This is a genomic window from Lactobacillus sp. wkB8 (genome assembly GCF_000761135.1).
In the GTDB taxonomy this organism is placed as follows: Bacteria; Bacillota; Bacilli; order Lactobacillales; family Lactobacillaceae; genus Lactobacillus; species Lactobacillus helsingborgensis.
Genome location: NZ_CP009531.1, coordinates 412,632 through 426,148, shown reverse-complemented (window position 1 = coordinate 426,148; position 13,517 = coordinate 412,632). Strand labels below are relative to the sequence as shown.

Here is a 13,517-nt window from a genome sequence, read left to right as displayed (position 1 = left end):
TGCCTATTATTTGTACATCAAGGCTTTGAGATACTTAGTCAGATATTTTTCTTCATCTTCAGGATGATATTGTGTAATAAAACGCGGATGTTCAAGTGGAACTATTTTTTGAAACAAATGTAATTTCTTATTAATTTTGCTTAGTTCTTGATAATTTTGACCACTGCCGATGCAGTAACAAACAGAAGTATCAATTCCAAAGTTAATTTGCGCTTTAAGTGCGGAAATCATAAAAGGAGTTACTATTTCTTCAATTTGTTTGTTTTCATAATAATTGCAGTTCACTTGGTTACCCTTGGAACTGGTCTTGCAAATGCCTACGGGACAAACAAAATTGAGGTAAAAATCATGATAAAACTTGGTCCTTTCACCGTATTTATCTATAACTTCATTTAAAAAATCAGAAGCTGCACCATTAACATGAAAGTTCGCTATTGAAATTCCTGTTTCTTTTTGGAGATTTGAAGCATCTTCAAAGGGAATCCCTGTTATTGCCGATCCTTTTCTCGCAGGTGAACTGCCTAATATTAAGCGCCGCTTGTTAGTGTCATTGAAATATTTTTGATAGAAGATTTGAACCATATGCAAAACTTGCTTCTTGTTTCTGCCACTATAAGGATTAATTAATTTATATGGAGCTGGTAAATCAATTTTTACATTACCTAATTCCTGATCAAATTGAAAAACTTTTTCTGAAAAATTTTGTTTTCGTTGCATAAATTCATACTACCTACCATACTACAAAAACGTATAAGCAAATTATAGTAGATATACTCTTATTCGTCATCATGTTTAAAAAGATAGAAATATATTTAGTTTATAATTATTATAAAAATTAATTTATTTAATAAATTCATAGAAAGGTTTTAGAACATGAACTTATGGCAAACCGTATCAATTATTTCGCAAATTCTTTCCAAGAATTTAAAATAAATGGTACATGTAACCCTTCAAATTTATTAAAATAGTCTTTTGGAGCACTATCTTTATATAAAAGAAAAGCCCATTTACTTGATCTAATTTCTTTTTTCATTTAAATCAACCTCCTATTAATAAGGAGAAATAGTGCCATGATTCTCGGAATTTTTATATCTTTTTTATGGTAATAGTTTTTATAATAATTAATTTTCTTTCTACATGTTTGTAGTTAAAGTCAGCAACAAAAAAACCATATCAGTAATAATTACTGATATGGTCGATATGTTGTCAACAGAGATTAGTTTTGGTAAAGAATAGCTAAATCATTGATGTAATCTTGGTCAGGATCGGTTATGTGCTCGCTACGAGAGTCTGTTACATTCATTATATGATTTTGTGTTGGGTTGTGTTTTAGTCCTAAGCAATGCCCAACTTCATGCAATATTACGTGTTTAAACAGTGTGTCGTAATCAATTATATTTTCAGATACTTGTGTTAATATTGAATTATTGTAAATATTAATTTCTGCAATTTCGTATAAATTTAGGTTTTTATATGTATCGTCATCTGAAATAGTGTATGTTGATTGACCAACTACTCTTGGGTTATCTTTTTTAGCTATTTGAATAGTGATGTCAGCTTTTTTGTTAGTTTTTGATAATTTTATAATATTTAAATTATTAATTTTTTCAATTGAATTTTCAGCTAATTCTTGTTGATGTGCGTTTAATTGATTATCGTTAAATGTTAAGTTTGTTTTATTCCAACGATAACCTAGTAGGCTATATTGTGAGAGAATTGCATTATTAAAATCATTGATTTTTGGAACGTCATAATTTGATGTGGCTTTTTGAATTTTTTGTTCTTTTGGCATATTAAATTGTTGACGTTCTTTTTTGGACATTTTGTGTCCGATGTAGCAATGTTTCTTTTTATTGTAAACGTAAGCATAGCCAAATTTGAATTGGCTTGTCTTTTTAGCGGTTACATAGTGTTTCTTTTTGGCTTTCTTTGCTTGAATAGTTGTAGGAGTGGCTACGATTGGTGTAATTGTTCCTGCCAAAGTGATCAATGAAAGCAAGGTGAAAGTTGATTTTAATAATTTTGATGAGAATTTCATCATAAATTTCTCTTTCTATGTCTTTAAAAATAGTGATTGTTTTAATTCTATGATATATTATTTGCTAAATTTTTTAAACTGTTGATCGTAAAGTTTAGTATTAACTGCCTTATTATTTTACTCTTTATCACTAAATTATATTGGTGCTCGTAGGATCATTAGTTAGCTGGTGTTAAGTTAACAATACCTAAATCATTGACTTGCTTAATGGCATCTTCAATGATTTTTTGGTCGGCATCACTGACATTATTATAGCTGTAAGTAATGTTGGTTTTAGCAAAACGATAACCGTTTAGATGATATTTGTCTAAAATGTCTTGAGTGAAATTGTCAATCTTAGGTGTATTGGTGTAAACGTCAGGGATTGGTTTAATCTTATGAACCGGTTTGCTGGCACATAAATATGGGTAATATTTATCAGGGTTCTCATATTTGATTTTCTTTTTCTTGTGACCAATGTAAACGTGCTTTTTCTTATTGTACTTATATTTGTAGCCTTTCTTAAACTGTGATTTCTTGTGAGCAATGACAGTTTTTGCTTTGGCATTAACTGTGATTGGTTCAACAGTAGATACAGTTGGTGCTATGGTAATTAAGGCTAACAAAGTAATGATTGTTGCTTTTAACTTTTTAGTGAATTTCATGATGAATTTTCCTTTCTAAATTGTATTTTGTTGTTAGTTAGCAACATAAAAAACCATACCAGTAATAGTTACTGATATGGTTGATATGTTGTCAACAGAGATTAGTTTTGGTAAAGAATAGCTAAACCATTGATGTAATCTTGGTCGATTGTGGTATGAATTCCATCATTTGTAGCTATTTTGTTTATATTAGCAAATGGTGCCATAATTTCATATTTACTTTGTTCATTATGCTTTAAGCCTAATGCGTGACCTAATTCATGAATAATTGTTTGATTTAGATACAAGTTGTAATTACCTTTGCAATATTCTTGAATATTATTGTCGTAAAGTTCTATTGTTTTACCAGTTAATATGTCTAAATCTTTGTAATGATCTTCGGTTGGATCAGTAAATGTTAGAGCTAGTGTTGATGTATTGGTTTGTCCTAATTTAATTGTAATATTTGCTTTTTTATTACTTTTTGTTAGTTTAACAATGTTTAAATTATTTATTTGATTTATAGCATCTTCTGCTATTTGTTGTTGCATTTGTGATAAAGCATTATCATTATAAGTTAAACTTGTTTTTGACCATCTGTCACCAGTTAATCCGTATTGATTTAAAATATCTTTAGTAAATTCTTTTACTTTAGGTACATCATAAGTGCTGGTAGCTTGTTCAACTTTTGGCTCGTCAGAGTCAGTAGTTGTGGTTTGGTGTTTCTTCATTTTATGACCAATGAAAACACCTTTTTTCTTGTTGTAAGTGTAGCTATAACCGGGTTTAAATTCATCGTAGTATTTAGCGATGACGTAAGCTTTCTTTTTAGTTTTCTTGACTTTCTTGTGATGTTTCTTAGCTTTAGCTGAAACAGTAGTTAAATTAGTGACAGTGGTTGGTACAACGGTTGCGCTAGCAGTAATAAGTGCTAAAGCGGTAACAGCGATTTTGGTGAGTTTGTTACTTAATTTAATGTTCATGATAAATTCTTCTTTCTTAAACTAATTGATCATTTGAAAGGAATAAGCTGTAGTACTTTGAATATATCATTATTATCAAACGATAGACAAGTGTCATTTTTACTTAATACCAAAGTAAGCATAATAGATGAGAAATTATAATCCTAATTTAGATTAGTTAGTACTTAACTGTAATTAGTTGAATAATCGGATTAATTGGAATGGTAGTTGCTAATACTAAAGTAATAATTATGACTGCTTTCAACTTTTGGATAGTGTTATTCATGATAAGTTTCCTTTCTAAACTATACAGTGCTGCTGTTAGTAACATAAAAAACCATACCAGTAATGGTTACTGATATGGTCGATATATTGTTAGCAGAGATTAGTTTTGGTAAAGAATGGCCAAACCTTTGATGTAATCTTGGTCGATTGCTACATGAGTTGCATCAATCTTATTTATTTTTCTTACATCCGATACTGGTGCCATAATTTCATATTTATTTTGTTCATTATGTTCAAGACCGAGTGCATGTCCAATTTCATGTAAAGCTACTTGATTTAAGTATAGAGCATAATTACCGTAACAATGTGCTTGAATTTGGTTTTCATATAGTGTTACAGTTTGTTCATCAATTAGGTTAAGATTTAATGAATTATCTTCTTTTGAAACTGGTCCAGCTGTGTAACCGGCTCTTGCCAGATTCGTTGTTGACACTTCTATTGTAATATTAGCTTTTTTGTTAGTTTTCTTTAAGTTAATGATGCCTAATTGATTTATTTGATCAATTGCCTGGTTGATTATTGTTTGTTGGCTTTCGTTTACATCATTGTAATTATAAGTGATCGTTGTTTTTGCCCAACGGTAACCTTTTAAATGAAATTCGTTTAATATTTGTTTAGTAAATTTTTTTACTTTAGGTACGTCATAAGTGCTAGTGGCTTGTTCAACTCTTGGCTCATCGGAGTGAGTAGTTGAAGTATGCTGTTTCTTCATTTTGTGACCAATGAAAACACCTTTCTTTTTGTTGTAGGTGTAGCTGTAACCGGGTTTAAATTCATCGTAGTATTTAGCAATGACGTATGTTTTCTTTACTTTCTTGTGATGTTTTTTAGCTTTAGCTGAAACACTAGTTACATTGTTAATAGTAGTTGGTGATAAAGTGCCAGTAGTAGTAATTAAAGCTAAAGCTGCAATGCAAAGTTTAATAAATTTTCTATTTAATTTAATTTCCATAATAAATTCTTTTTCTTTAAAATTAGCTCAACTGATAAAACAACAAGTTTAATATATCATTACTTTCATACTTGTAACAAGTTACCATATTGATTTTCAACGATAAAATTAAACATTGCCATAAGAATAAATAATTTCGCATCAGCTGCTTTCCAGGTTTTATAAATTATAAACATAGCAGACATTAATCAAATAAAGAATTGATGTGAATATTTTAATAATTACATGTTTTAAAGAGGTTAGTAGATTAATGACAATTTTGTCATTGCACACAAAAAAGTAGCTCTAAATCCGTTATATCAACCTAAAAGCCTACGTAAAAGTTTTTGCATGGAACACAGTTAAAAACGTCTTCCGTAGCGTGTGCATAATTATCTTTAATAAACAAAAAATAACCTTAACTTACCAACAGAAAACGTTGATATTTCAAGGTTATTTTAATAATTTTATTCTTCTGAATGCTGATTGCCAGAGTAGCAAAACACTTTAAAGTCGTACTACTCTAGCATTTATAACTATTGTATCTAATTTTGTGTGACTAATTGTGAACTGACGATATTTAACATATCTTCGTTCTTATCTTGATCAACATGAACATAAACTTTCATAAAAGTTTTTAATGAATGACCTAATCGATAAGCTGCCCAAGGGTAACTCATACCTGGAATGTTGGCTAATTTGGTTGCCACCGTATGACGACAAGTATACATACTAACACGCAAGCCACGATTATTAACACCAATCTTTTTACAGATTTTACGTATCATATCATTTAAGCCACGTTGATCTATTGGCATCCCTAACGAACATAAATTATAGGTAGTTAATGCTAATAAAATATAATCCTGCTCATTATCTAAACCATATTCTTGCAATACATCAGTTTGCTTGTCTTTAAAGATCATTAATGTCTTATACAAAGTTTCAGATATTGGCAAAGTTAATCTTTTAGCGCCTTTAGGTCTACTTTTTAAATGACCGTTTAATTTCTTTGCTTTGCTATTCCATGAATCGCTAATTTCAAACACTACTTTATCATGATCTTTAGTTAAATCTGTCCATTTCAAAGCTTGAATTTCTTGCGGTCGCATTCCTGTTTCCAAAGCTATCCAAATTGCCAAGCGACTACACCAATAATTTGTTTTAGTCAAAGCTAAACGTTTTTTAATATCTGCAATAATAGCAGTAATTTCTTGATCAGTAAAAACATATTTTTCATCTGGTACAGTCATCTCATCATTGCGAAAGAACTTATACAGAGCTTTTACAGGAACAGGATTTTTTACAATATTATCTAATGAACCAAAATAACATCTAATAATCTGTAACTGGCGTTCGATAGTTGCATGTGGCGCAACACTTGCATGATGTTTTTCAACATAATCACGAGCAAATTGCCTGATATCAGTTTCAGTAATATCTTTTACCTTTTTATCACCAAAATAATCTTCTAATAGCCTAACTGTATAAGTCCACGCTTTATAAGTAGTTGCAGATTGCCATCTACCTAACTTATGCTCACTTTCAATAAAACTTTTATATGATTGCACCAGTGGTTGATTCAGTTCCTGATAATTACCACGTGGATTAGAACGAAAATCTACCCACATTTTTTCATAAAGAGCTTTAGCTGCCCGATAATTGTCCGCAACTTGACTAGGAACTGGAATAACTTTTCCAGTATGTTCATCTCTTGGCTGTATTCTTACGCGATACTTACCAGCTTTCTTACCTTTATTAATTTTACTAATTGGCATGTTTACTCTCCTTTTATTTTCAAGAAGAACATACCCTTGACCACTTTAAATTTTACCATAGTTCCTACCGATTTCTAATCCAACTTACCACTTCATCATAGTTATAGAACTTTCTACCTCTTGGAGTTACGCGGTGAAATGGCATACCTAATTTAGTTAATTTAAAAAAGTAGGTGCTAGAAATTTCTAACTTTTCTGCTATTTGCCTAGCATTAAGTAATTCATTGCCAAACATTTTTTCATCTTCTTTCATTGTTTTACTTACCTTCAAATAATTCTTCATATTCAGATTCACTGTCTTTAAATACTTCTGCAATAAATTTGGGTGTAATATGGATTGCATGAATTCGTCTTTTAAGCTGCTCAAAAGTATCTGTTCTTTCGTCAGCAATCTTCACATGTTGATAAAATTCAAACGGACTATAAGGAGTAGTAATAATCAACATTTCAATGTTCAATTTCACATCATGATAACGTCTTGGCGCTACTTTATCATGCTCATATGGATCTAATAGCCTTAATAAGTCGGCATATCTAAAATCATTGGGACGCAAATCATTCAAAATTACATAATGTTCACCATGATAATCTTGAAAGTAATCCCGACTGCTGCCTAAAATAGCAACTTTTTCACCACGAACTAGCTTGTTGGCATAACGTGTTTTACCAACTCCTGCACTGCCCCATAACCAAATTGTTTCTGCTTTGCGATCATGATATTCATGTAACCATTCTTCATGCTTTTTGTCCGCGATTAATTTGGTAATATTGTCAATCACACTTTTTCTTTTGGCAACTTCAGCTAAACCAATAATATCCGCTAATTCTTGATAATCAATTTCTTCATTAGCATATTGCGTTAAGAAATTAGCCACTACTTTAGAATTTAACCTGCTTTGGTTAACACTGCTTTGTATTTCAGTAATCCTTGCGGGAAAATCAAATGAAGCCACCACACTATTAGGATCGTATTGATACTTATCTTTAGCTTCCAATGTTGCATGAATTAGATAGCTATAAGCGTTACTGATTCTTCCTTGCCAAACTTCTAAATATTGCGGTTCATCATTAAAAAGCCTTACAACATGAGAAAGTATTTGCGGATTAGCATATTTTAAGACCACATGTAGATGTTTCCTAATTAGCTTATTATCTTGATCAAAATCTTGGTCATGAATTATATAAGCCCACTCTTGAATATTAGCCTTAGTTAAAATATTGGTTAGTTCAGTAAAATCTATCTTTAAATGGTCAAAATCTTGCATGTACATAAACTGTCTAGCTCTAATCTCTGCCATATAATTCCCTTCTGCACAGTTTGCACACTTTTAACATTTGCCATAACAAGCCCAGCAAATGTTGTTATATCAATGCTTAACACACTTGCACAGTAGAATATTTATAAATTATGCAAGGTGCCATTCTTTTTGTCTTGAGGACAAAGCTGGCACCTTGCCTCTATTAAATTCTTGTACCGATTAAGACAAACTGATTATGATAATAGTCAGGCTTACTTACAAAACGATAATTGCTTAAATTATCCATTAAAAATAATCTGAAGTCTTCTGAATTAAGCATTTCCCTAATCCGTTTTTTAACTTCTAATTGTGATGATAATTGAAACCAGCGTTTAGTTGGAACAATTATCTGCACACGCTCTTTATTATCAAGGTATTTAACACCCGCCCAACAAACCACTTTATTAACTGCCACAATTATTTTATCTGGCTTTTCTGGTTCCATAAGCTTTAATGTTTGTTCTAATGCAATTGTTTTAGAAATTGATTTACCATAAAATTTTAGAAAATAATGTACGATTAGCAGAATTACTAGAACAATCAACAAAATTACGCTGATCTTACTAAGCAAAGCAATTAATTTATCAAATAACTTATTAATTAAGTCTATCCTCTTCACGATTCTTCTCCTTTGGTTATTGTCGGCATTGCAAGTGGTTCAATCCCGTAATGTTTACCATCATTAATCTCAATTATTCCTGTTCCTAAGCCACCAATAGGGATAGACAAGCCATCAATCATTGACGGAAATAAATACTGCACGGTTGCTTTATCAATTCTACCCAGCAAAATTCTAACGTTCATCTGTGAGCGAATCGGAATAGGCACAATATCATTTCTAGCAATTTGACTGGTAATAATTAAATTGATTAAGCTTTCTCTGCCAAGTAAGGCAATTAATTCTAATTCACGGTATAAATCCTTAACTTGTCTTGAAGTTGGTGCTAAGCCCAAAGTTAAGCTTGCCATTTCTTCCAAAACAACAAAAATCGGTGGTACATTGATTTCGTTAGCGTCAGTACTAATCTTATTTGAAACTTCATAAAGCTTACTTTGCCTTAACTGCATTTCCTTAACTACAGCAGCCAATTCCGCATTCACTCTAGTTAAAAAATCTTCTGGGCGATCGCTATCTTCTGGAATTAACAATTTGATTTCAGTATGTTTTTTCGCATATCTTGCACCATCAGACTTTTTGGGATCAATCATGATAACCTGTGCTGATTTATCACCATTTTGATTAGTTAAACGGCTAATTATTTCTTCTAAATAGCGTAAAGCATAGCTTTTACCACTGCCTGTATTACCACTAATAATCCAAGTGGTGGCATTCCTGCCAACCGTTAAGCCCCGCATCAACGGTATTTCCTTATTTAAATCATAATCAGCCACAATTTTAGTAATTGTGCCAACAAGCCGTTGTTTCTTACCCTTGTAACCTGGAAAATAAAACCCTCTGGCTGTTGCTAATTGTTCACCGTCCACTTCCACTAATTGCATAGAAGTAGGTCTAACACAGGTATATTCAGGGAAAACAGCTGCCGAAATAATATCGTAAATACGGTAATAGGTATCTGTATTTAATACTAAATTTGTTGGGTAACGCGGAATAAACAAGAAGCCACAAGGCTCCTTAATTACTTCCAAGACTAGATAAGATTGCTTAATTGTGCTTGCTTCATCCGATAAGACACTATCAAGCACATTTTCAATATAATTACAGATAGTTGTATGTTTACCCTGCAATGATCTCATCTCCTTTAATGGAAACTTGAACATAACCACGTTGGTTAGCCCATAAATTAACTTGATCATTCTTAATAGAACTTTTATCAAAATCGATCATTTTACCAGCTTTTAATCCATCAACCTTTTTAAGTTTGAAGTTTAACATTTGACCGTTATTAACATTGTTTTTATCAACTGTAATTGCCATTCTCACTAGATAAGGGTATTCGGTAACATCTTTAGCATTGTCATATTTTTCACTGGCTTTACGTTCATTAATTCCAGTAACAATCGCTGTGATACCATTTAATACTTGTTTTGCCGTTAAATTTATTTTAATTGTCATATTTATCTCCAATCTAAGCGCTTTTTTACATACGCTTACATAATTAGGTGTAAAATTTCACTTATATACTATTCAACTAATGAAGATTTGTTTGATTGCAATCAGATTTAATCTTCATGGTTAAGTATGATAGCTATTAGAACAAAAATATAACCCATCATTCTTATACAAAATGATGGGTAGCAAAAATAATAAAGGAGACAAAACTATGCCCGAATGTCCTAAACCTGAAAACAAATTTCCTAAGTTATTAACTGAATATAGGAAAGAGAAAAACAAGAAAAATTTTGAAGTTATTGAAGATATAAATCAAAATATTTTTATAGAAGCAGACAAAATACCTATCCGGATCGATGAATACGGTAAAAAAACTGCTAGTTCAACTTTTACTAATTGGATTTCTCCCACAAATCCTACTAGACCCGAAAATCCAGTCCAAAGAGCAGCAATTATTCGCACACTAAAAAAGAAATATATTGACACTCTATTTGACAATGGACAAGAAGTTACAAAATATTTAACCAATGTATATAATTACGCTGTAAAGTATCTTGAAGAAATTCGGGATAAGAATTTTTTTACAGATGACGTAAATATATTAACTGCTGGCACATTAGAAGAAAAAATTTTATATACGAAATATCAGTTTATTGCGCCCGTAGCCAATTTTGTTCTTAGTATTATTAACTTTTCTGAAGCATTTGATTATTTCATGAGTTCTAGTAAGTTATTTACTGGGTCAGTATCTTCTGAGGAGCTGTCTTCTGCAAGCTTGATAATGTTTTTCCATGAAGCCTTAACTACCGGCAAAATGGCACTTGAAAAATCCCTCCAAACTAAAAAAACGCATATTTCTCTGGGTAAAGGGATACCCGAAGGAAATATGCGTATCACAAAAGAAATTATTAAAGAATTTGCCAAGTCGGATATTAAAGTACTTGATTCAATTATTGAAACTGCCAAAAAAAACAAGTCGCAATTCTTGGTTTCCATTAATCGTACAAATTTTCCAAGCGGCAATCCGCTTTCGCAAGATAAGGGAAATAACGAGTTAAAATACAATAATATATATATAAGAATGGCAGCAGAAGTTAATAATCTAAGTACATCAGAACACGAAAATGAATCTGTGCTAAATGCGGCTTTTAAAGTTTTAAATTTTCTCCTTAACTCTATTTCCGAAACTTATTACCAGACTTCTTTTATAAGTGCGACCAAAACTAGTGATGGCTACATAATTTGGAACTTAGATTAATTCAAAATTTATGCAGAAAAATGCGTCTTATAAAAACTAAACTCTTAAACACAAAATGTAGTTCAGAAATTGCTTGAGCTTTTTGGTGTTGATTTAACTAAACTATATAATTCCAAATTCTTATTCTTAATTCGCCGTAATTTCTTCTCTATCTTGCCTAATTATAAATGGTACTCCGACGTAAGTGAGTTCAAACTTAACGGACAAAAGACCTACTTATCAACAATTATTAATGGCTGCACGCAAGAAATTATTTCTTATACAATTTCCTACAGTCCTAACTTAAGACAGACAATGACTAATATTAGAGTTAACTTGGCAAAAGCATCCGGCACTATATGACTTACACTGACCGAGATTGGCAGTATCAACTCACCACTTTCCAGGCATGGCTAAAAAAGTAGTGGTGTTGAGTAATCAATGTCATGCAAGGGTAATTCATTAGACGATGGATTAATGGATAGTTTTTTGATATCTTAAAACGGAAAATGCTTTATGGCCTTGAAAAGCCAACTGAATTAGAACAGGCAATTAGAGAATATATTGATTACTACAATAACAAAAGAATTAAGATAAAATATCAGCAGCTAGTCCTAAGTTAAAAATTAATAATTTGTCCTAATTTTAGGGTCCATATCAATTTTCACTAGCCTTTTTTCAGTTTATAAATTTATTGGGGATTTTTTAAATGAATTTCATGATCAAACATTTGATGAATTTGCGGTGTTAAGTTGTGAGCAATGAAGATTACTGTTGAATTGCTAGAAAGAATATTTTTTAAAATTTTGTGTGTAGCATTAGAATCTATGGCAGATGTACCTTCGTCAATTAAAATGATATTATTATCATAAGTTTCTGTTCTAGCTAAGACAATTTTTTGTTTTTGTCCTCCCGATAAGTTTTCCTTATTTAAATTGACCGCTGTATGAATCCCGGCTGGAAATTTATTTAAGTCTGCGGATAATTGCATTTTTTCCGCCCAAGCCGACGCCTTATGGTCTAATTGTGAATTAAACATAGTAATGTTTTCTTCAATCGTTCCCGGAAATAGTTGCGCTTCTTGGGGAACATAACCAATCTGTGATAAGTTTGGTTGCAATGAGTTGCCATTTTTATCTTTAAAAGTTATTGTTCCTGTTGATGGAATAATTTCTCCTAATATTAATTTTAAAAGTGTTGACTTTCCTGTACCGCTATCACCTGATAGCAAAACTTTTTCACCAGCATTAATAGTAAAATCTGGATATTCAAGTCGCTCAGCATTAGGAAATTGTAAACTTAAATTATTAATTGTAATTGTAGCAAAATTGTCTAAAGTAGATTTAGATAATTCTTGATTGTTTTTTAGAATAATTGAATAACTAGTACTAACACTATCTCTTAAACTCTTAGTTGATTGAACTTGGGTAATCCTTGATGTCACCGCACCTAATTCACTAAAAATTACGCTAGAGTAGTTTCCTAAACTAAAATATAGTCCTATGTTTAACTGACCAGTTAATACTAAAATACCTGCACTAATATCAACTAGCATCTGCGCTATCATATTAGCCGCCATGTTGACAGTTTCTAATTCATTAACTTTTTTCTCTTTAGTGACTGTTGCCTGTTCTAACTTTGCCGAACTATCTGATAATACTGTTAACAATTTTTTACGAACATTGTAGCGTTGAAGAATAGCTAAACCAGATAACCATTTTTCTAAAGTATTAAGATAGGTTGAATTGCTAACAGAAATTTTAGTGGTGGCTTTTTGCAAAGAGTTAGACAATATTTTAGGGACAAAAAGCAAAATAATTGCAAGTATAAAAGTTAGAGCAAGTAAAAATGGATTAAAAGTAAAAATCATTGTGGAAGAAAAAATGATATCACAAACTAACCCCCATATTCTATAAGTTGGCGTTAAATACAAATCATAAAGCATATTTAAATCATTTGTTAATCGATTCTGCATTGTAGACACTTTAGAAATGTTATCAGTTTTTGAAAAATAATTTTCGGTTATGCGATATCTTATCTGATGAATATAAGCTTGACTTTGTTTACTAAAAAGATATATCCCTAACCGCTTTAAAAAATGTCCTAAAATATCTGTTATCATTTCTAAGAAAGTAAAGAGCCACCATTTACTCCAGTTTGTTGCTATTAGGGCATTAATAGTTATTGATAATATATAATTCTTATATGCAATTGATATAGATCCTAATAATGTAAGAAAGATTATTACAACACTTAGTGGAATATTTAATTTTAAAAGATCTTTTAATTTCATT

Annotated in this window: 14 protein-coding genes and 1 pseudogene; 2 read left to right on the top strand and 13 right to left on the bottom strand. The window is 31.1% G+C overall.

Annotated features, from left to right (window positions below; genetic code table 11):
• Nucleotides 1–6: 6 nt before the first annotated feature.
• The 12 genes from LACWKB8_RS02010 to LACWKB8_RS01960 form a co-directional block, all read right to left on the bottom strand.
• Nucleotides 7–717, bottom strand: coding sequence for a uracil-DNA glycosylase family protein (locus LACWKB8_RS02010; RefSeq protein ID WP_038521407.1), 711 nt, complete (start codon nucleotides 715–717; stop codon nucleotides 7–9).
• A gap of 181 nt (nucleotides 718–898) precedes the next feature.
• Entirely contained in the window at nucleotides 899–1,033 is a 135-nt protein-coding gene (locus tag LACWKB8_RS09300) for a Rep family protein (protein WP_371211449.1), read from the bottom strand.
• 183 nt (nucleotides 1,034–1,216) lie between these two features.
• Nucleotides 1,217–2,041: a zinc-dependent metalloprotease gene (locus tag LACWKB8_RS02005; RefSeq protein WP_166484937.1), complete on the bottom strand. Its 825-nt coding sequence runs from the start codon at nucleotides 2,039–2,041 to the stop codon at nucleotides 1,217–1,219.
• A 155-nt stretch (nucleotides 2,042–2,196) separates the two neighbouring features.
• Nucleotides 2,197–2,682 carry a hypothetical protein gene (locus tag LACWKB8_RS02000; protein WP_038521402.1) on the bottom strand — a complete coding sequence of 162 codons (486 nt, stop codon included), beginning with the start codon at nucleotides 2,680–2,682 and terminating at the stop codon, nucleotides 2,197–2,199.
• Between the two features lie 101 nt (nucleotides 2,683–2,783).
• Nucleotides 2,784–3,644, bottom strand: coding sequence for a matrixin family metalloprotease (locus tag LACWKB8_RS01995; protein WP_038521399.1), 861 nt, complete (start codon nucleotides 3,642–3,644; stop codon nucleotides 2,784–2,786).
• A 364-nt stretch (nucleotides 3,645–4,008) separates the two neighbouring features.
• Nucleotides 4,009–4,860: a matrixin family metalloprotease gene (locus LACWKB8_RS01990; RefSeq protein ID WP_038521398.1), complete on the bottom strand. Its 852-nt coding sequence runs from the start codon at nucleotides 4,858–4,860 to the stop codon at nucleotides 4,009–4,011.
• Between the two features lie 524 nt (nucleotides 4,861–5,384).
• Nucleotides 5,385–6,617 carry a tyrosine-type recombinase/integrase gene (locus tag LACWKB8_RS01985; protein ID WP_038521395.1) on the bottom strand — a complete coding sequence of 411 codons (1,233 nt, stop codon included), beginning with the start codon at nucleotides 6,615–6,617 and terminating at the stop codon, nucleotides 5,385–5,387.
• A gap of 64 nt (nucleotides 6,618–6,681) precedes the next feature.
• Complete coding sequence (locus tag LACWKB8_RS01980) at nucleotides 6,682–6,870, bottom strand: hypothetical protein (protein ID WP_038521393.1); 189 nt, start codon at nucleotides 6,868–6,870, stop codon at nucleotides 6,682–6,684.
• 4 nt (nucleotides 6,871–6,874) lie between these two features.
• On the bottom strand, nucleotides 6,875–7,915 hold the full coding sequence (locus LACWKB8_RS01975) for a Rep family protein (protein ID WP_038521390.1): 1,041 nt from the start codon (nucleotides 7,913–7,915) through the stop codon (nucleotides 6,875–6,877).
• 163 nt (nucleotides 7,916–8,078) lie between these two features.
• Nucleotides 8,079–8,534, bottom strand: a complete 456-nt coding sequence (locus LACWKB8_RS01970; RefSeq protein ID WP_038521387.1) for a hypothetical protein — start codon at nucleotides 8,532–8,534, stop codon at nucleotides 8,079–8,081.
• A complete protein-coding gene (locus tag LACWKB8_RS01965; RefSeq protein ID WP_052059632.1) occupies nucleotides 8,531–9,670 on the bottom strand; it encodes a chromosome partitioning protein ParA in 1,140 nt (379 codons plus the stop codon). Before LACWKB8_RS01965 ends, LACWKB8_RS01970 begins: the two co-directional genes overlap by 4 nt.
• Nucleotides 9,651–9,989, bottom strand: a complete 339-nt coding sequence (locus LACWKB8_RS01960; protein WP_052059631.1) for a hypothetical protein — start codon at nucleotides 9,987–9,989, stop codon at nucleotides 9,651–9,653. Before LACWKB8_RS01960 ends, LACWKB8_RS01965 begins: the two co-directional genes overlap by 20 nt.
• Before the next feature lie 208 nt (nucleotides 9,990–10,197).
• Between LACWKB8_RS01960 and LACWKB8_RS01955 the strand changes: the two genes are divergently transcribed.
• Both LACWKB8_RS01955 and LACWKB8_RS09385 read left to right on the top strand, forming a co-directional pair.
• Complete coding sequence (locus tag LACWKB8_RS01955; protein WP_038521379.1) at nucleotides 10,198–11,244, top strand: hypothetical protein; 1,047 nt, start codon at nucleotides 10,198–10,200, stop codon at nucleotides 11,242–11,244.
• Nucleotides 11,245–11,370: 126 nt separating this feature from the next.
• Nucleotides 11,371–11,846, top strand: a pseudogene (locus tag LACWKB8_RS09385) (DDE-type integrase/transposase/recombinase); the annotation flags it as partial.
• Between the two features lie 68 nt (nucleotides 11,847–11,914).
• On the opposite strand, the gene LACWKB8_RS01950 reads toward LACWKB8_RS09385, so the two are convergent.
• On the bottom strand, nucleotides 11,915–13,516 hold the full coding sequence (locus LACWKB8_RS01950; RefSeq protein ID WP_038521376.1) for an ABC transporter ATP-binding protein: 1,602 nt from the start codon (nucleotides 13,514–13,516) through the stop codon (nucleotides 11,915–11,917).
• Nucleotide 13,517 lies beyond the last annotated feature (1 nt).

What these genes read in the sequence shown, in the direction of transcription:
- LACWKB8_RS02000 (WP_038521402.1), bottom strand. Translation starts at nt 2,682, where the DNA reads ATGAAATTCACTAAAAAGTTAAAAGCAACAATCATTACTTTGTTAGCC.
- LACWKB8_RS01965 (WP_052059632.1), bottom strand. Translation starts at nt 9,670, where the DNA reads ATGAGATCATTGCAGGGTAAACATACAACTATCTGTAATTATATTGAA.
- LACWKB8_RS01955 (WP_038521379.1), top strand. Translation starts at nt 10,198, where the DNA reads ATGCCCGAATGTCCTAAACCTGAAAACAAATTTCCTAAGTTATTAACT.
- LACWKB8_RS01980 (WP_038521393.1), bottom strand. Translation starts at nt 6,870, where the DNA reads ATGAAAGAAGATGAAAAAATGTTTGGCAATGAATTACTTAATGCTAGG.
- LACWKB8_RS01975 (WP_038521390.1), bottom strand. Translation starts at nt 7,915, where the DNA reads ATGGCAGAGATTAGAGCTAGACAGTTTATGTACATGCAAGATTTTGAC.
- LACWKB8_RS02005 (WP_166484937.1), bottom strand. Translation starts at nt 2,041, where the DNA reads ATGATGAAATTCTCATCAAAATTATTAAAATCAACTTTCACCTTGCTT.
- LACWKB8_RS01990 (WP_038521398.1), bottom strand. Translation starts at nt 4,860, where the DNA reads ATGGAAATTAAATTAAATAGAAAATTTATTAAACTTTGCATTGCAGCT.
- LACWKB8_RS01950 (WP_038521376.1), bottom strand. Translation starts at nt 13,516, where the DNA reads ATGAAATTAAAAGATCTTTTAAAATTAAATATTCCACTAAGTGTTGTA.
- LACWKB8_RS02010 (WP_038521407.1), bottom strand. Translation starts at nt 717, where the DNA reads ATGCAACGAAAACAAAATTTTTCAGAAAAAGTTTTTCAATTTGATCAG.
- LACWKB8_RS01995 (WP_038521399.1), bottom strand. Translation starts at nt 3,644, where the DNA reads ATGAACATTAAATTAAGTAACAAACTCACCAAAATCGCTGTTACCGCT.
- LACWKB8_RS01985 (WP_038521395.1), bottom strand. Translation starts at nt 6,617, where the DNA reads ATGCCAATTAGTAAAATTAATAAAGGTAAGAAAGCTGGTAAGTATCGC.
- LACWKB8_RS09300 (WP_371211449.1), bottom strand. Translation starts at nt 1,033, where the DNA reads ATGAAAAAAGAAATTAGATCAAGTAAATGGGCTTTTCTTTTATATAAA.
- LACWKB8_RS01960 (WP_052059631.1), bottom strand. Translation starts at nt 9,989, where the DNA reads ATGACAATTAAAATAAATTTAACGGCAAAACAAGTATTAAATGGTATC.